This is a genomic window from Streptomyces sp. NPDC041784 (assembly GCF_055591025.1).
Genome location: NZ_JBVJAB010000008.1, coordinates 273,743 through 290,512, shown reverse-complemented (window position 1 = coordinate 290,512; position 16,770 = coordinate 273,743). Strand labels below are relative to the sequence as shown.

The following is a 16,770-nucleotide window of genomic DNA, read 5'->3' as shown; positions in this document are numbered from 1 at the left end:
TCTCCGCGCCCCTAGGGGGCTGCAGTCGTCCCCAGATATCGAAGGTGAACCAGAACATGGCCCCCGCCGCCCCCGACCTCATCTCCCCCCGCTCCCCCCGCGTCGCCGCCGCGCGGCGGCTCGCCCGGCGGAACTTCCGGGGGAAGGACCGGCTGTTCCTCGCCGAGGGGCCGCAGGCCGTGCGGGAGGCGGCGGCGTTCGGCGGGGACACGCTCGTGGAGCTGTTCACGACCGTCGAGGCCGCGGAGCGGTACGCCGACATCCTCGGCGAGGCGCGCGACGCCGGCGCCCGGGTCCACCTCGCCGACGAGTCCGTGATCGAGGACATCTCGACCACCGTCACCCCGCAGGGCCTCGTGGGTGTCTGCCGGTTCCTCGACACGCCCTTCGAGGACATCCTCGCCGCCCGGCCCCGGCTGGTCGCCGTGCTGGCCCATGTGCGCGACCCCGGGAACGCCGGCACCGTCCTGCGCTGCGCCGACGCCGCCGGTGCCGAGGCCGTCGTCCTGACCGACGCCTCCGTGGATCTGTACAACCCGAAGGCCGTGCGCGCCTCCGTCGGCTCGCTGTTCCATCTGCCGGTCGCCGTCGGGGTACCCGTCGAGCAGGCCGTGGCCGGGCTGAGGAACGCCGGGGTGCGGATCCTCGCCGCCGACGGCGCGGGCGAGGACGACCTCGACGACGAGCTGGACAAGGGCACCATGGGCGGGCCCACCGCGTGGGTCTTCGGGAACGAGGCCTGGGGCCTGCCGGAGGAGACCCGCGCCCTCGCCGACGCCGTCGTCCGCGTCCCGATCCACGGAAAGGCCGAGAGCCTGAACCTGGCGACCGCCGCCGCCGTATGTCTCTACGCATCGGCCCGTGCACAGCGCGCCTCCGGAGGGTGCCGCTCCGTCACCGAGAGCTAGTAGGGTGACGTGCTCGGGGGCCTCTTCCGGGAGCATGGGAGGTGGAGTACGGGGATGAGTGTCGGCACGAGCAGCGCACCGGGAGCGGCCCGACCGGCCGGTGACCTCGCCGAACTCGGCATCGACCCCGACGACCTGCCCGACGGGCTCGTCGTCGCCGACGAGCACGGACACGTCGTCTGCTTCAACGCCGCCGCCGCGCGCATCACCGCCGTACCCGCCGAGGAGGCCCTCGGGCGGCGGCTGGAGAAGGCCCTGCCGTTAGAGGACCTGGAAGGGCGCCGCTGGTGGCAGCTGACCGACCCCTACGGCGGCCTCGCCATCCGGATCGGCCAGCCCGAGCGGAACCTGCTGCTGCCCGGCGGCCGGGAGGTCCTCGTCTCGGTGCGTTACATCCGGACCGAACCCACCGGGCCGGTCCGGCGGGTCGTCGTCTCCCTGCGGGACACCGAGGCCCGGCGCCGCACCGAGCGCAGCCACGCCGAGCTGATCGCCACCGTCGCGCACGAACTGCGCTCGCCGCTCACCTCCGTCAAGGGTTTCACCGCCACCCTGCTCGCCAAGTGGGAACGGTTCACCGACGACCAGAAGCGCCTGATGCTGGAGACCGTCGACGCCGACGCCGACCGGGTCACCCGGCTCATCGCCGAGCTGCTCGACATCTCCCGGATCGACTCCGGACGGCTGGAGGTGCGGCGCCAGCCGGTCGACATAGGCGCCGCCGTCGGACGGCACATCCAGGCCTACGTCGCCGCCGGGCAGCCCGCCGACCGGTTCTTGCTGCGGATCGAGCAGCCGCTGCCCGCCCTGTGGGCCGACCCCGACAAGGTGGACCAGGTCCTCAGCAACCTCATCGAAAATGCCGTGCGCCACGGCGAGGGAACCGTCACGATTGACGTCACGCCCTCGGCGTCCCCCCGCGAAGGGGAGGACGCCGGAACCTCGGTCACCGTGAGCGACGAGGGCGCCGGCATCCCGGAGGAGTCCATGAACCGCGTCTTCACCCGCTTCTGGCGGGGCAGCAAGCGCGGCGGCACGGGCCTCGGGCTGTACATCGTCAAGGGCATCGTCGAGGCCCACGGCGGCACCATCACGGTCGGCCGCGCCCCCGGCGGCGGCGCCGAGTTTCGATTTACGTTGCCCGTGGCGGCCCCGGCCTACCTCTCCTGAGCATCGGAGAGAGGCCTGAGCAGCCCGCGGGCGCGTTCGCACACCCTCACCCCGTTAGACTCGGCCTTTGGCACCTTTGTGTCCCACGCACGACAGACCCACGAGCCGGTCACGGGGACCTTCAGCCAGCCAATCGGAAGCACGGGAAGAGATGTCGGCACCGAATAAGTCGTACGACCCTGTCGAGGTCGAGGCGTTGAAACCGGAAGAGATCGAGCGCATGCGGGACGAGGCGCTCGCCGCCTTCGCCGCCGCGGACTCCCTCGACGCGCTCCAGGAGGCCAAGGTCGCCCACACCGGCGGCACCTCGCCGCTGGCGCTGGCCAACCGCGAGATCGGCGCCCTGCCCCCGCATGCCAAGGCGGCCGCCGGCAAGCTGGTCGGCCAGGCCCGCGGCGCGGTGAACAAGGCCCTCGCCGGCCGCCAGGAGGAGCTGGAGGCCGAGCGGGACGCCCGGGTGCTGGTCGAGGAGGCGGTGGACGTCACGCTGCCCTACGACCGGCTACCGGCCGGCGCCCGCCACCCGCTCACCACGCTCTCGGAGCGCATCGAGGACGTCTTCGTGGCCATGGGCTACGAGGTCGCCGAGGGCCCCCAGGTCGAGGCCGAGTGGTTCAACTTCGACGCCCTCAACATCGGCCCGGACCACCCGGCCCGCGGCGAGGCCGACACGTTCTTCGTGCAGGGGCCCGAAGGCGGCACCGAGTCCGGCGTCGTCCTGCGCACCCACACCTCGCCCGTCCAGATCCGCTCCCTGATGGGGCGCGAGCTGCCGGTGTACGTGATCTGCCCCGGCCGGGTGTACCGCACCGACGAGCTGGACGCCACGCACACCCCGGTCTTCCACCAGGTCGAGCTGCTCGCCGTGGACGAGGGCCTGACCATGGCCGACCTCAAGGGCACCCTGGACCACATGGTCCAGTCGCTGTTCGGCGAGGGCATGAAGACGCGGCTGCGGCCGAACTTCTTCCCGTTCACCGAGCCGTCCGCCGAGATGGACATGGTGTGCTACGTCTGCCGCGGCGAGTCCGTCGGCAACCCCGACCGCCCCTGCCGCACCTGCTCCAGCGAGGGCTGGATCGAGCTGGGCGGCTGCGGCATGGTCAACCCCAAGGTGCTGGCCGCCTGCGGCGTCGACCCGGAGAAGTACAGCGGGTTCGCCTTCGGGTTCGGCATCGAGCGGATGCTGATGTTCCGCCACAACGTCGAAGACATGCGAGACATGGTCGAGGGTGACGTCCGGTTCACTCGGCCGTTCGGGATGGAGATCTGATGCGGGTCCCGCTTTCCTGGCTGCGGGAGTACGTCGACCTGCCGGCCACCGAGACCGGCCGTGACGTGCAGGCCAAGCTGGTGTCGGCCGGCCTCGAGGTCGAGACCGTCGAGCAGCTCGGCGCCGACCTCAAGGGCCCGCTTGTCGTGGGTCAGGTGCTGACCATCGAGGAGCTGGAGGGCTTCAAGAAGCCGATCCGCTTCTGCACCGTCGACGTCGGCACCGCCAACGGCACCGGTGAGCCCCAGGAGATCGTCTGCGGCGCCCGCAACTTCGCCGTCGGCGACAAGGTCGTCGTCGTCCTCCCGGGCGCCGTCCTGCCCGGCGGCTTCGCGATCGCCGCCCGCAAGACGTACGGCAGGACCTCCCACGGCATGATCTGCTCCAGCGACGAGCTGGGCATGGGCGACGACGGCACCGAGGGCATCATCGTGCTGCCGCCGGAGACCGAGGTCGGCAAGGACGCCATCGAGCTGCTGGAGCTGGTCGACGAGGTCCTGGACATCGCCGTCACCGCCAACCGCGGCGACTGCCTGTCCATTCGCGGCGTCGCCCGCGAGGCCGCCATCGGCTACGGGCTGCCGCTGCGCGACCCCGCCCTGATCGACGTACCGGCGCCGAACGCGTTCGGCTACCCGGTGCAGGTCTCCGACCCGCTCGGCTGCGACCGCTTCACGGCCCGCACCGTCATCGGTCTGAGCCCCGAGGCCCGCTCCCCGATCTGGCTGAAGCGCCGGCTCCAGAAGGTCGGCATGCGGCCGATCTCGCTCGCCGTCGACGTCACCAACTACGTGATGATGGAGCTGGGCCAGCCGCTGCACGCCTACGACCGCTCGCTGGTCCAGGGCACCATCGGCGTCCGCCGGGCCGGGGAGGGCGAGCAGATCGTCACCCTCGACGGGGTGACCCGCACGCTGCACGCCGAGGACCTGGTGATCACCGACGACCGCGGCCCGATCGGGCTCGCGGGTGTCATGGGCGGCGCGAACACCGAGATCGCCGACCACGACAACGTGGAGAGCTCCACGACCGACGTGGTCATCGAGGCCGCCCACTTCGACGCGGTGGCCATCGCGCGCACGGCCCGCCGGCACAAGCTGTCCTCCGAGGCCTCCCGCCGCTTCGAGCGCGGCGTCGACCCGGCCGCCGCCGCGGCCGCCGCACAGCGCACGGTCGACCTGCTGGTGCTCCTGGCCGGCGGCACGGCCGAGGCGGGCGTCACCGAGGTCACCACCCCGTCCGGCCCGCACACCATCACCGTCCCGGCGAACCACCCCGACAAGGTCGCGGGCGTCGGCTACGGCCGCGAGACCGTCGTGCGCCGCCTCCAGGAGATCGGCTGCGACGTCTACGGTCAGGACGAGCTGATCGTCACGGTCCCGTCCTGGCGGCCCGACCTCGCCGAGATCAACGACCTGGCGGAGGAGGTCATCCGCCTGGAGGGCTACGAGAACCTGCCCTCCACGCTGCCCAAGCCCCCCTCGGGCCGTGGCCTCACCCACCGCCAGCGCCTGCACCGCCGCGTCGGCCGCGCCCTGGCCGGGGCCGGTTACGTCGAGGCGCCGAACTACCCGTTCATCGGCGAGGGCGTCTTCGACCAGCTCGGCCTGGCCGCCGACGACCCGGCCCGCCGTGTCGTCAGGCTGACCAACCCGCTCAACGACGAGGAGCCCGCGCTCCGTACGTCGCTGCTGCCGGGCCTGCTCGGCGCGCTGCGGCGCAACGACGGCCGGGGCTCGCACGACCTGGCGCTCTTCGAGACCGGGCTGGTCTTCCACCCGCGCGAGGGGGCCGGTGTCGCCGGTCATCTGCCGGTCGACCGCCGCCCGACCGACGAGGAGCTGGCCGCGCTCGACGCGGTGCTGCCCGAGCAGCCGCGCCATGTCGCCGTCGTCCTCGCGGGCGCCCGCGAGCAGGCCGGCTGGTGGGGCAAGGGCCGTCCGGCCGACTGGGCCGACGCCGTCGAGGCGGGTCGCGAGGTCGCACGGGAGGCCGGGGCCGAGCTGATCGTCCGCCAGGGCCAGTACGGGCCGTGGCACCCGGGCCGCTGTGCCGAGTTCGTGGTCGTCGCCGACGGCACCGAGCGGGTCGTCGGCCACGCGGGCGAGCTGCACCCGCGCGTCGTGAAGGCGCTCGGCCTGCCCGCCCGTACCTGCGCGATGGAGCTGAACCTCGACGTCCTGGAGGCGGTCGGCGACGACACCCCGCAGGCGCCGGGCATCTCCACCTTCCCCGTCGCCACGCAGGACGTCGCCCTCGTGGTCGAGAAGTTCGTCCCGCACGCCGACGTCGAGGCCGCGCTGCGCGAGGGCGCGGGTGAACTGCTGGAGGGCATCCGGCTCTTCGACGTGTACGTCAACGACGACCAGCTGGGTGAGGGCCGGAAGTCCCTCGCCTACGCCCTGCGCTTCCGCGCCGGGGACCGGACACTGACGGTCGACGAGGCGTCCGCGGCCCGGGACGCGGCGGTCGCCCTCGCGGGCGAGCGGACGGGAGCGGTCCTGCGGGGCTGAGGTCACCGCCCCGCGCCCTGGGGGCACTTCACTCATCCGGGTGACAATCCCGGGCGAACTGGTCCTCCTGGGCCATGAGCTCGACAGAATCGGACCGGCCTTTCGGGGCCGGTCCGATTCCGCGTTGTGCGGGCCTGGATGGGGGGCCAGACGACCATGTTCGGCATCAGGCGACCGCTGCGCCGAGCCCTCTCGCTGGGCCTGCCCACGGCCTGGGGCGCCCTGGCGATCACCTACAAGCTGACCTGTCCGCTGGCCCAGCAGGACGGGCTCGGCGCCAGGATCGTCACCAGCGCCGTCTTCTTCGCCGTCGGCACCGGGCTGATCCTCCACGTACGGCGGACCCTGCTGCGCGAGCTGAAACAGGTCCGCCGGATCGCCGGGGCCGCCCAGAGCGTGCTGCTGCGGCCGCTTCCGCCGCGCGTCGACGGACTGAACGTGGCCGTCGCCCAGCTCTCCGCCGACCACGGCGCCACCGTCGGGGGCGATCTGTACGAGGTCATCGCCACCGAGCACGGCGTACGGGTGGTGATGGGTGATGTGCGGGGGCACGGGCTGCCCGCCCTGAGCACCGTCGCCGCCGTCCTCGGCAGTTTCCGCGAGGCCGCGCACGACGAGGCCGACCTCGGGCTGGTCCTGCGCCGACTGGAGCGTGCCCTCGCCCGCCATCTGCGCGAACGCGCCCGCGACGAACACCCGGCGAGCGGCCGGACCCCGGACTCCCCGGTCGCCGAGGAGTTCGTCACCGTCCTGCTGCTGGAGATCGGCCGGGACGGCGGGGTGCGTGCCCTGAACTGCGGACACCCGTGGCCGTATCTGCTGAGCGGACCGCGGGTGGAGCCGTTGTCGAGGGCGGACCCGCTGCCGCCGCTCGGCCCGTTCCCGCTGCCGCGCGAACTGCCCGCCACGCCCTGCGGCCCGCTCCTGCGCGGCGAGTCCCTGGTCCTCTTCACGGACGGCGCGGAGGACGCCCGGGACGCCCGGGGCCGCTTCTTCCCGCTGCCGACGGCCCTGGCGAAGGCCGTACCCAACCAGCCGGTCTCGGCCCAGCAGATCCTGCGCACGGTCCTGGCCGCACTCCTACGGCACACGGCGGGCAGACCGACGGACGACGTCTCTCTGCTGGTGCTCCAGAACGGGCGCGAGTGCAACGCCCTGGGCGCGCGGGCGCGACCGGCCACGGCGCACCGGCAGCCGACACGGCATCCCTAGTCATGGTCGTCGTACCGCCGGGCCGTCGCTTTATGAGGGGGAGCCGACGGCCCGGCGAACCTCTTGCGAGGCATTTCAGTCAACCGGCTGGAAACGCTCAGCGACAGCGCGCGCACAGCGCGGATACGCGCACTCCGTTCACACCCCGTGTGAAGACGGACCCACTAATCTGGCGGCACCGAGGCACCGGGGGGCACCCAATGCAGCCCAACACTCTGCTCGACGCGATCCTGGACGAGGCGGGCGTCTCGCACGCGGGCCTCGCCGCCCACGTCAACCAGGCCGGACGGGCCCGCGGACTCGCACTGCGTTACGAGCACACCGCGGTCGCCCGGTGGCTGAAGGGCCAACGGCCGCGCGGCCAGGTGCCCGATCTGATCTGCGAGGTCCTCGCGGGGCGGCTGCACCGGCCAGTCACCCTCGACGACATCGGGCTCGGCGTGCCGGGCGAGCCGTCCGCGCCGCACGGCACCTCCCTGTCCGGCTTCGTCGAGCGGGCCACCGCCCTGTGGCGCTCGGACGAACAGCAGCGCCCGCACCTCCTGGGCGCGCCCGCCGTGACCGGGACGCCCGCCGTGATGCCCGTCTGGGAGTGGGAGAACCCGCCGGAGGACGTGGACGTCTCCCGCGGCGGCCGGCACCGGGTGACCTCGGCCGACATCGAGACGCTGCGCGCCGCCCGCACCCACTACGAGCAGATGTACCGCAAGGCCGGCGGCATAGCGACCCGCAGCCGGATCGTCGGCTTCCTCAACGCCGAGGCGGCGCCGCTCCTGCGCGGCAGCTACACCGACGAGACGGGGCGTCAGCTGCACCGCGCCACGGGCGGGTTGGTGGCCGTCGCGGGCATCTGCGCGTACGACTCCGACGCGCACGGCCTCGCCCAGCGCTACTTCCACCAGGCGCTGCGGCTGGCGAAGGCCAGCGGGGACCGGGGACTCGGGGCGTATGTGATCGCACTGCTCGTCAACCAGTCGCTGTTCATGAGGGAGTACCGGCAGGCCGTCGCCTTCGCGGAGGCCGCGCTGCGGACCGCCGGCCGGCACATCACCCCGGCGCTCGCCTCCGATCTGTACGCGATGCAGGCCAAGGCGTACGCCCACCTCGGCGACGGCACGAGCGCGCTGTCCTGCATCCGGCGGGCGGAGACGGCCGCCGAACGCATCCGGCGGGGGCACGAGCCCGACGAGACCGGCTATGTCCAGCCCGGTCTGGTCAACGTGCAGGTGGCGGAGGCGCTGCTCAGCCTCGGGGAGATCGGCGCGGCCGCCGAGCACGCCCTGGCCGCGGTCGACAATCCGGCGCACGACCGGGGCCGGGTGCACCGGCTCGCCATGCTCAGCACGATCGAACTGCGCCTGGGGCATGCGGACAAGGCGGTGGTCACCGCCGTGCGGATGGCCGAACAGGCCCGGGGAATGGAGTCCCAGCGGCTGCGCGACAGACTCCGGGCGGTGCGCGAACACCTCGTGCGCAGCGGCTGCGCCGGCACGGCCGAGGCCGCCGAACTCATCGACGGAGCGCTGCGCGTACCGCTGTAGAACCGCGGGGAGCGGGAACCCGAACACCGGCGAGGCACAGTCCCTGCTGCGATATTGCCACTTACTCAACGGAAGGTGGCAGAACCGTGCAGTGGACGAAACAGAACGAACAAACTGTGTATGAAAACCGCTGGTTCAGCGTCAACCTGGCCGATGTGGAGCTGCCCGACGGCCGCCATCTGGACCACTTCCTCATACGGCTGCGGCCCGTCGCCGTCGCCACGGTCGTCAACGAGGCGAACGAGGTCCTGCTCCTGTGGCGCCACCGGTTCATCACCGACAGCTGGGGCTGGGAACTCGCGGCGGGCGTCGTCGAGGACGGCGAGGACCTCGCCGGCGCGGCCGCCCGGGAACTCGAGGAGGAGACCGGCTGGCGACCGGGGCCCCTGCACCACCTCATGAGCGTGGAACCGTCCAACGGTCTCACCGACGCCGTCCACCACATCTACTGGGCGGACGAGGGCGAGTACGTGGGACACCCCGTGGACGACTTCGAGTCGGACCGCCGGGAGTGGGTCCCTCTCAAGCTGGTCCCGGACATGGTCGCCCGGGGGGAGGTCCCGGCCGCCAACATGGCGGCCGCGTTAATGCTGTTGCACCATCTCAGGCTCGCCTAGGGCGAGTCGACGGTCAGTGGGCCAGCGCCTGCCAGACCGTCACGACCAGTGCGCCGAGGGCCGTGAGTGCCGCGAGCGAAGGGAGCGGCCAGCGTGCGTGTTCCAGCGAGACCATGCGGGTGTTCAGCTCGTCCAGCTCCTTGGCGGTCTCCTCGGTGCGATGAGTGATCAGGGCCAGCCCGCCCTCGACGCGGGCGTACGCCACGTCGAGCCGGCGACGTAACTCTGCGAGTTCTCCATGGACGACGGGATGCTCGGGATCGGCGGTCACGTGTCCGCTCCTTTCCGTAGTCGTCTCACATCCCTGCATGTGCGTGGTGAGTCAACTCGCCTGGTGGGCCGGTGGGGAGCGTGTGCGCGCGGCATATGCGTGCCCGGTGTGCACACGGTGTGTGAAACGAACGGGCCCGGCACTCCGAAGAGTGCCGGGCCCGTACCGAACACCGTGGGTCATCAGTACGTGTAGAAGCCCGACCCGGTCTTGCGGCCCAGCCGGCCCGCGTCCACCATGCGCTGGAGCAGCGGGGGAGCGGCGTACAGCGGCTCCTTGTACTCGTCGTACATCGAGGCGGCCACCGAGGCGACCGTATCCAGGCCGATCAGGTCGGAGAGCTTCAGCGGGCCCATCGGGTGGGCGCAGCCCATCTCCATGCCGTTGTCGATGTCCTCGCGGCTGGCGATGCCCGTCTCGAACATCCGGATCGCGGAGAGCAGGTAGGGGATCAGCAGCGCGTTCACCACGAAGCCGGAGCGGTCCTGGGCGCGGATCGCGTGCTTGCCCAGCACCTTCTCGGCGAAGAGCTGGGCCCGGCCGAGCGTGCCCTCGGAGGTGGTCAGCGCCGGGATCAGCTCGACGAGCCGCTGCACCGGTGCCGGGTTGAAGAAGTGGATGCCGACGACCTGGTCGGGCCGCGAGGTGGCGACCGCCAGCTTCACCAGCGGGATGGAGGAGGTGTTGGAGGCGAGGATCGCGTCCGGGCGGGTCACCACCTGGTCGAGGACCTGGAAGATCTCGGTCTTGACCTGCTCGTTCTCCACGACGGCCTCGATGACGAGGTCGCGGTCGGCGAACTCGCCGAGGTCCGTGGTGAAGCTGAGGTGCGCCAGCGTCGCGTCACGCTCCGCCTCGCTGATCTTGCCGCGCTCGGCGGCCTTGGCCAGGGAGTTGAACAGCCGGGTGCGGCCGATCTCCAGGGCCTCGCCGGTGGTCTCGGCGACCTTGACGTCGAGTCCGGCGCGCGCGCAGACCTCGGCGATGCCCGCCCCCATCTGGCCGCAGCCCACCACTCCGACGCGTGAGATGTCTCCCGCTGGGATGCCCGTCACATCGTCCCCTTCACTGGCGCTGACGCATCGATGCCGGGGCAGGTCCGCCGGGTCCCGGCCCGCCTGCTCCGATCGTGCACGTTACTAGCAAGTATCGATGATCGATCGTCGGGGTGGGTGCATGCTGTGCGCGGAGACGATCCGTGACCATGCGGATCCACGGTGTGATGGAGGTGTGTGATGGGGCGACTGACCCGCCGGGCCTTCGCGCTGGCCGCGCTGTCGGCGTTCATGACGACGGGCGCGACGGCCGCTCCCCGCAAGGACGGGCGCCGGGGGGTCGGCGAGATGCGCGGCCTGTGGCTGGCCACGGTGAGCAACCGCGACTGGCCCTCGCGCACCGGGCTGACCGCCGCAGCGCAGCGCGCGGAGCTGATCGCCTGGCTCGACGTGGCGGTCCGCCACCGGCTCAACACGGTGGTCTTCCAGGTGCGGCCCACGGCCGACGCGCTGTGGCCCTCGCCGCACGAACCCTGGTCGCAGGTCCTCACCGGGACCCAGGGCAAGGCGCCGGGCTGGGACCCGCTGGGCACGGCCGTCGCGGAGGCGCACGCCCGGGGCCTCCAGCTGCACGCCTGGTTCAACCCGTACCGCGTCGCCACGCACACCGACCGCACCCGGCTCGTCGCCTCCCATCCGGCGCGCAAGCACCCCGACTGGGTGGTGGAGTACGGCGGGAAGCTCTACTACAACCCCGGGCTGCCGCAGGTCCGCGCGTTCGTCCAGGACGCGATGCTGGACGCGGTGCGGAAGTACCCGGTCGACGCCGTGCACTTCGACGACTACTTCTACCCGTACCCGGTGGCCGGCCAGACCTTCGACGACGAAGCGGCCTACGACGCCCACGGCGGTGCCTTCCCCAACCGGGCCGCCTGGCGGCGCGACAACATCGACAAGCTGGTGCTGGAGACGGCCGCCCGGATCAAAGCCGTACGGCCCGCCACCCAGTTCGGGATCAGCCCCTTCGGGGTGTGGCGCAACGCCTCCACCGACTCCCGCGGCTCGGACACGAAGGCGCTCCAGTCGTACGACGACATCCACGCCGACACCCGCAAGTGGGTGAAGGAGGGCTGGATCGACTACATCGTCCCGCAGCTGTACTGGCACATCGGCAACCCCGCCGCCGACTACGCCAAGCTCGTGCCCTGGTGGGCGGAGGTCGCCAAGGGCAGCCGCACCCGGCTGTACCTCGGCGAGGCCCTCTACCGGGCGGGCGCCGCGGGGCAGGCCGCGGCCTGGCAGGACCCGGCCGAGCTGACCCGGCACCTGGCCCTCGCGAAGAAGCACCCGCAGGCGCGCGGGCATGTCTTCTTCGCCGCCAAGGACGTGACGGCCGACCGGCTCGGGGCCATGACCCGGGTCGTCGCCGACCACTACCAGCAGCCGGCGAAGCCCCCGAGCTGACCGACCTGATCCGTCGGACAGGCCCTAACGCGGTTTTTCGGTCGTGGTCCGGTGGCGGATCTCGGTGTCGGGGCCGGGGGAGCACAGTCCCTCGTGCCCGTCCTGGAAGCGGACGCGGTACGGCGGGTTGCCGTCCTGGCCCAGTACTTCGACGATCTCGCCGACCTTGTCGTGTTGGCCGACCACCCTGCCGTGCTGGACAAACTGGTCGCCCGCGGTTGCACGCATCTGTGGGGCCTCCTCACCGTACGGGGAGCGTTGGTCCGTGGTGTCGAGTCTAGGGCCTGCCCGGCGGATCAGGCCGGAGACGCGGGGCCTGGCACGCCCACCTGCGGCGTTGTCGTCGGTTGCCGACGCTCCGCGTCGACGCCCTCCTCCGCCTTGCAGTTGGACGCACCATGCCTCTCGTGCGCCGATCAGGCGCCGCCGCATTCCTCCGACTTGATCCGCCGGACAGGCCCTAGCCGCGCGCACGCTGCGTGACGGCGATGCAGAACAGCACGGCCGCCGCGGTCAGCGGAGCGGCGGGCGTGAGGTGCTCGCCCAGCAGCAGCACCGACCACACCAGTGTGAGCAGGGGCTGCGCCAACTGCAACTGGCTGGCCTTCGGGATGCCGATGGCGGCCATGCCCCGGTACCAGACGACCAGGCCGAGGAACTGCGAGCCCGCCGCGACCCACAGCAGCCCCGCCACGCTGTGCGCGGTGAGGAGCACCGGCTCGTACGTCATGGCCAGGGCGGCGGCCGGCACGCTCAGCGGCAGGCACAGCACCAGCGCCCAGCCGATCACCTGCCAGCCCGGCATCACCCGGGCCAGCCGGCCGCCCTCGGTGTAGCCGGCCGCGCACACCAGCAGCGCCCCGAACAGATACAGGTCGGCGGTGGTGAGGGAGCCGCCGCTCTGCTGCACCGTGAACGCCGCCACGGCGGCCGCGCCGGCCAGGGCCGCCGCCCAGAAGGTGCGCGAGGGGCGGGTGCCGACCCGCAGGGCGGACAGCAGCGCGGTGGTCAGCGGGAGCAGGCCGACGACCACGGCGGCGTGCGCCGTGGTAGACGTCTCCAGCGCCAGGGTGCTGAGCAGCGGGAAGCCGACGACCACCCCGGCGGCCACCACGGCGAGCCCCGGCCAGTGCCGCCGGGCGGGCGCCGGCACCCGGAGGGCGAGCAGGCATCCGCCCGCGATCAGCCCCGCCAGGACACAGCGCACGGCGACCAGCGACCAGGGGCCGAAGCCCTCCAGGCCCCAGGCGGTGGCGGGGAAGGTGAGGGAGAAGGCGACCACCCCGAGGGCGGCCTGGAGGGTGCCCAGGCCCACCGTGCGCGGAGTGGTCACCGCTATCGCGGGCCGGACAGTAGCGCTACTCTGTATCTTCATGCACGAGCGTAGCAGTGTCGGTGACCTGGCGAACCAGCTGCGGCGAGAGCTTGACCGCTACTCGCCAGGTGGAAAGCTCCCATCCAGCCGGGCCCTGGTCGAACGGTTCCGGGTGAGCCCCGTGACCGTCTCGCGGGCGCTGGCGCAGCTGGCCGCCGAGGGGCTGGTGGTGACCCGCCCCGGCGCCGGCGCCTTCCGGGCCCGGCCGCGCCCCGCGACACCGTCGACGGGCGACACCTCCTGGCAGGAGGTCGCGCTCAGCGCGGACGGCGCCGCCGACCTCGTCCCGCGCTCGGTGGACGCCTCCGGCGTCACGGTCTCGCTGGCCGCCCCGCCGCCCGGCGTGATCGAGTTCAACGGCGGCTATCTGCACCCCTCGCTCCAGCCGGAGCGCGCCATGTCCGCCGCGCTGGCCCGGGCCGGACGGCGGCCCGGCGCGTGGGGCCGGCCGCCGATGGAGGGCCTGCCGGAGCTGCGCGAGTGGTTCGCGCGCACCATCGGCGGCGGGGTGACGGCGGCCGAGGTGCTGGTCGCCGCGGGCGGCCAGGCGGCGCTCACCACCGCGCTGCGCGCCCTCGCCCCGCCCGGCGCGCCGGTGCTCGTCGAGTCGCCCACCTACCCCGGCATGCTGGCCATCGCCCGGTCCGCGGGGCTGCGCCCGGTGCCGGTGCCGGTCGACCCGGACGGGGTGCGCCCGGAGCTGCTCGCCGACGCCTTCCGGGCCACCGGCGCCCGGGTCCTCGTCTGTCAGCCGCTGTTCCAGAACCCGACCGGTGCCGTGCTCGCCCCCGGCCGGCGCGCCGAGGTGTTGCGCATCGCGCGGGAGGCCGGCGCGTTCGTCGTCGAGGACGACTTCGTCCGGCGCCTCGCGCACGAGGACGCGGGACCGCTGCCGCGCCCGCTCGCCGCCGACGACCCCGACGGAGTCGTCGTCCACGTCGGCTCGCTCACCAAGGCGACCTCGCCCAGCTTCCGGGTCTGTGCCCTGGCCGCGCGCGGACCGGCGCTGGAACGGCTGCGGGCCATCCAGGTCGTCGACACCTTCTTCGTGCCCCGCCCGCTCCAGGAGGCGGCCCTGGAACTCGTCGGCTCGCCCGCCTGGCCCCGTCATCTGCGGGCCGTCGCCGCCGCACTGCGGGCCCGGCGGGACACGATGACCGCCGCGCTCGCCCTGCACCTGCCCGAACTCGCCCTCCCGCACATCCCGTCCGGCGGCTACCACCTCTGGCTGCGGCTGCCCGACGGCACCGAAGAGCCCGCGTTCACCGCCGCCGCCCTGCGCGCCGGCGTCGCCCTGACCCCCGGCCGCCCGTACTTCAGCGCCGAACCCCCCGCCGCCCACGTCCGGCTGAGCTTCGCGGCGGTCGCCGGCCCGGAGGAGATCGCCGAAGGGGTACGACGGCTGCGGGCGGCCTGCGACGAGGCGCTCCCCGGAAACCGTTCGACGCGCTGACCGCCCGGCTGTGAGGATCCCGCCATGAAGGCCATGAACGACACCGTGAACGGTGCACCGAACGACGCCGTGAACGCCACGGTGACCGGTGCCGGCAACGACGCCCCGTCCCTCGCCGAGGGCTACGAGATCTCCGCCGACCCCGCCCGCATCGACGCCGCGCGCGTGCACCATTGGCTGTCCACCGACGCGTACTGGGCGATCGGGCGGGAGCGCGAGAAGCAGGACCGGGCGATCGCCGGGTCGCTGAACTTCGGCGTGTACGCGGTGGGCTCGGGCGAGCAGGTCGCCTACGCCCGTGTGGTCACCGACCTCGCGACCTTCGCCTGGCTGTGCGATGTGTACGTGGACCCGGCGGCGCGGGGCAAGGGCCTCGGCACCGCGCTCGCCGGCGCCGTACGCGACCACCTGCGGCCGCACGGGCTGCGCCGGATCCTGCTCGCCACGCACGACGCGCACGGGGTGTACGAGAAGGCGGGATTCGAGCCGCTGGAGAAGCCGGACCAGTGGATGGCGCTGATCTTCGCCAAGCTCGGCATGGCGTGAGGGGCTCGTTTTCGCAGGACTTGTCCGGCACTTCCTGACCCGTCGGTAAGAATTCCTGTGCGGGCCGGCCGACACCTCTTGACCTGCGCAGTTGCTCGGCCCACCATCGCCGCATGCCACTTCGGGTCACATTCGTCGCCGCCGCACGCAGCTCCCCGCTGCTCGCGGAACGCTTCGAGGACGACCGGCCGCTGGACCAGTCGGGCTGGGACGAGGTGCAGTGCGCGGCAGGCGAGCTGATACCGCTCGCGGCCGCCGAGCTGCGCTACTGCTCACCGACCCCACGCAGCCGCGCCACCGGCGACGCCCTCGGATACGCCCCGCTCGTCCAGCCGGCCCTGCGCGACTGCGACATGGGCCGCTGGCGCGGCTTCACCCTCGGCGAGGCGATGGCCCGCGAGCCGGAGGCCGTGGACGCCTGGCTGGCCGATCCCCTGGCCACCCCGCACGGCGGGGAGTCGCTGCTGGACTTCGTCACCCGGGTGGGCGGCTGGCTGGACACCCGCCCGGTGGGCGACGGCCGGATCGTCGCCGTGGCCGAGCCGAGCGTGATCCGCGCGGCCCTGGTCTACGCGCTCAAGGCGCCGCCGTCGACGTACTGGAACATCGATGTGCGTCCGCTGTCGACGACCACCGTCACCGGCCGGGGCGGCCGCTGGAACCTGCGGTTCGACGGGGTGGCGACTCAGGCCACGCGCGCGTAGTCCGTGGTCAGCAGCAGGTCCTTGGCCGGGCCGCCCACCCGCCAGACCGTCCGCCAGTGGTCCGCGTCCACGACGGTGAACTCGCCCCGGTAGAGGTCGGCGGAGCAGGGGTGGTCGGCCACGTGCCGCCCGCTCGTCAGGTCCAGGCCGTGGAAGGGCCGGCCGTCGGCGAAGCGTACGTCCGCCGTCCCGGGCACCGGCCCCGGCAGGAAGCGCAGGGTGCGCTCGGCGGGGCGCGGGACGCCCTGCCAGGTGAACGTGCCGGACTCCGTGTGCAGCAGCCCCCCGCCGTCCAGCGGGCTGAACACGGTGGTACCGCGGAAGTGTCCCTCGCCGCCGCCCGCCAGGTCGCGCACCGCGCGCTCCACGCGCCAGCTCCCGGCCAGATGGGCCAGGACGTCCCGGACGGGCCAGTACGCGCCCCCCGTCACGCCGGCCTCCGGCGCCGGCGCGGGCCGTCCGGGGAGTCGGTGGGCGCCTTGCGCTCGGCCTGGGCCCGGATCTCGTGGTACGAGGCGTGGCCGGTGGCGCGGAACGCCTCCTCGTAGGCGGCCAGCGCCCCGCTCATGCCCGCGCCGCCCCGGCGGCGGATCAGCCGCGCGAGGCAGGTGAGGAGCCCCAGAGTCACGGCGAAGCCGCCGAGCACGACGACGGGTACCAGCGCATCCATGCCCCGACGATACGTGCCCGCCCCATTGACGCGCTCATGCCCCGTCCTTATCTTGCCG

17 protein-coding genes are annotated in these 16,770 nt (G+C 72.9%); 11 read left to right on the top strand and 6 right to left on the bottom strand.

Annotated elements, in window-relative coordinates:
- The first annotated feature begins 56 nt into the window (after window positions 1–56).
- The 7 genes from ACZ6D7_RS19965 to ACZ6D7_RS19935 all read left to right on the top strand — a co-directional run bounded on the left by ACZ6D7_RS19965 (window position 57) and on the right by ACZ6D7_RS19935 (window position 9,234).
- Window positions 57–908 carry a TrmH family RNA methyltransferase gene (locus tag ACZ6D7_RS19965; RefSeq protein WP_469492041.1) on the top strand — a complete coding sequence of 284 codons (852 nt, stop codon included), beginning with the start codon at window positions 57–59 and terminating at the stop codon, window positions 906–908.
- 54 nt (window positions 909–962) lie between these two features.
- Window positions 963–2,078, top strand: a complete 1,116-nt coding sequence (locus ACZ6D7_RS19960; RefSeq protein WP_469492039.1) for a sensor histidine kinase — start codon at window positions 963–965, stop codon at window positions 2,076–2,078.
- A gap of 151 nt (window positions 2,079–2,229) precedes the next feature.
- On the top strand, window positions 2,230–3,351 hold the full coding sequence (pheS, locus tag ACZ6D7_RS19955) for a phenylalanine--tRNA ligase subunit alpha (RefSeq protein WP_469492037.1): 1,122 nt from the start codon (window positions 2,230–2,232) through the stop codon (window positions 3,349–3,351).
- On the top strand, window positions 3,351–5,864 hold the full coding sequence (gene pheT, locus ACZ6D7_RS19950) for a phenylalanine--tRNA ligase subunit beta (protein WP_469492035.1): 2,514 nt from the start codon (window positions 3,351–3,353) through the stop codon (window positions 5,862–5,864). Before pheS ends, pheT begins: the two co-directional genes overlap by 1 nt.
- Window positions 5,865–6,020: 156 nt before the next feature.
- A complete protein-coding gene (locus ACZ6D7_RS19945; RefSeq protein ID WP_469492220.1) occupies window positions 6,021–7,076 on the top strand; it encodes a PP2C family protein-serine/threonine phosphatase in 1,056 nt (351 codons plus the stop codon).
- A gap of 200 nt (window positions 7,077–7,276) precedes the next feature.
- Window positions 7,277–8,617, top strand: coding sequence for a transcriptional regulator (locus ACZ6D7_RS19940; RefSeq protein WP_469492033.1), 1,341 nt, complete (start codon window positions 7,277–7,279; stop codon window positions 8,615–8,617).
- A gap of 86 nt (window positions 8,618–8,703) precedes the next feature.
- Window positions 8,704–9,234 carry an NUDIX hydrolase gene (locus ACZ6D7_RS19935; protein ID WP_469492031.1) on the top strand — a complete coding sequence of 177 codons (531 nt, stop codon included), beginning with the start codon at window positions 8,704–8,706 and terminating at the stop codon, window positions 9,232–9,234.
- A gap of 13 nt (window positions 9,235–9,247) precedes the next feature.
- Here the strand turns inward: ACZ6D7_RS19935 and ACZ6D7_RS19930 are convergent, their stop codons facing one another.
- The gene (locus tag ACZ6D7_RS19930; protein ID WP_469492029.1) at window positions 9,248–9,505 is read right to left on the bottom strand and encodes a hypothetical protein; all 258 of its coding nucleotides are present in this window, start codon (window positions 9,503–9,505) and stop codon (window positions 9,248–9,250) included.
- A 182-nt stretch (window positions 9,506–9,687) separates the two neighbouring features.
- Window positions 9,688–10,560 carry a 3-hydroxybutyryl-CoA dehydrogenase gene (locus ACZ6D7_RS19925; protein ID WP_469492027.1) on the bottom strand — a complete coding sequence of 291 codons (873 nt, stop codon included), beginning with the start codon at window positions 10,558–10,560 and terminating at the stop codon, window positions 9,688–9,690.
- Between the two features lie 180 nt (window positions 10,561–10,740).
- Here ACZ6D7_RS19925 and ACZ6D7_RS19920 point away from each other — a divergent pair, with 180 nt between their 5' ends.
- Window positions 10,741–11,964, top strand: a complete 1,224-nt coding sequence (locus ACZ6D7_RS19920; protein ID WP_469492025.1) for a glycoside hydrolase family 10-like protein — start codon at window positions 10,741–10,743, stop codon at window positions 11,962–11,964.
- 24 nt (window positions 11,965–11,988) lie between these two features.
- Here the strand turns inward: ACZ6D7_RS19920 and ACZ6D7_RS19915 are convergent, their stop codons facing one another.
- Together ACZ6D7_RS19915 and ACZ6D7_RS19910 are read right to left on the bottom strand one after the other, a co-directional pair.
- Complete coding sequence (locus ACZ6D7_RS19915; RefSeq protein ID WP_469492023.1) at window positions 11,989–12,192, bottom strand: DUF1918 domain-containing protein; 204 nt, start codon at window positions 12,190–12,192, stop codon at window positions 11,989–11,991.
- Window positions 12,193–12,424: 232 nt separating this feature from the next.
- Window positions 12,425–13,339, bottom strand: coding sequence for a DMT family transporter (locus tag ACZ6D7_RS19910; protein ID WP_469492021.1), 915 nt, complete (start codon window positions 13,337–13,339; stop codon window positions 12,425–12,427).
- Between ACZ6D7_RS19910 and ACZ6D7_RS19905 the strand changes: the two genes are divergently transcribed.
- From ACZ6D7_RS19905 to ACZ6D7_RS19895, 3 genes are all read left to right on the top strand, one after another.
- The gene (locus tag ACZ6D7_RS19905) at window positions 13,338–14,792 is read left to right on the top strand and encodes an aminotransferase-like domain-containing protein (protein WP_469492019.1); all 1,455 of its coding nucleotides are present in this window, start codon (window positions 13,338–13,340) and stop codon (window positions 14,790–14,792) included. The two genes, ACZ6D7_RS19910 and ACZ6D7_RS19905, sit on opposite strands and share 2 nt — an antisense overlap.
- A 33-nt stretch (window positions 14,793–14,825) precedes the next feature.
- Window positions 14,826–15,338 (top strand): GNAT family N-acetyltransferase, encoded by a 513-nt coding sequence (locus ACZ6D7_RS19900; protein ID WP_469492218.1) that lies wholly within the window; start codon window positions 14,826–14,828, stop codon window positions 15,336–15,338.
- Window positions 15,339–15,451: 113 nt separating this feature from the next.
- Window positions 15,452–16,042: a histidine phosphatase family protein gene (locus ACZ6D7_RS19895; protein WP_469492017.1), complete on the top strand. Its 591-nt coding sequence runs from the start codon at window positions 15,452–15,454 to the stop codon at window positions 16,040–16,042.
- Here the strand turns inward: ACZ6D7_RS19895 and ACZ6D7_RS19890 are convergent.
- Together ACZ6D7_RS19890 and ACZ6D7_RS19885 are read right to left on the bottom strand one after the other, a co-directional pair.
- The gene (locus tag ACZ6D7_RS19890; protein WP_469492015.1) at window positions 16,024–16,473 is read right to left on the bottom strand and encodes a DUF6314 family protein; all 450 of its coding nucleotides are present in this window, start codon (window positions 16,471–16,473) and stop codon (window positions 16,024–16,026) included. The two genes, ACZ6D7_RS19895 and ACZ6D7_RS19890, sit on opposite strands and share 19 nt — an antisense overlap.
- The gene (locus tag ACZ6D7_RS19885) at window positions 16,470–16,712 is read right to left on the bottom strand and encodes a hypothetical protein (RefSeq protein WP_469492013.1); all 243 of its coding nucleotides are present in this window, start codon (window positions 16,710–16,712) and stop codon (window positions 16,470–16,472) included. Before ACZ6D7_RS19885 ends, ACZ6D7_RS19890 begins: the two co-directional genes overlap by 4 nt.
- Between the last annotated feature and the right edge of the window lie 58 nt (window positions 16,713–16,770).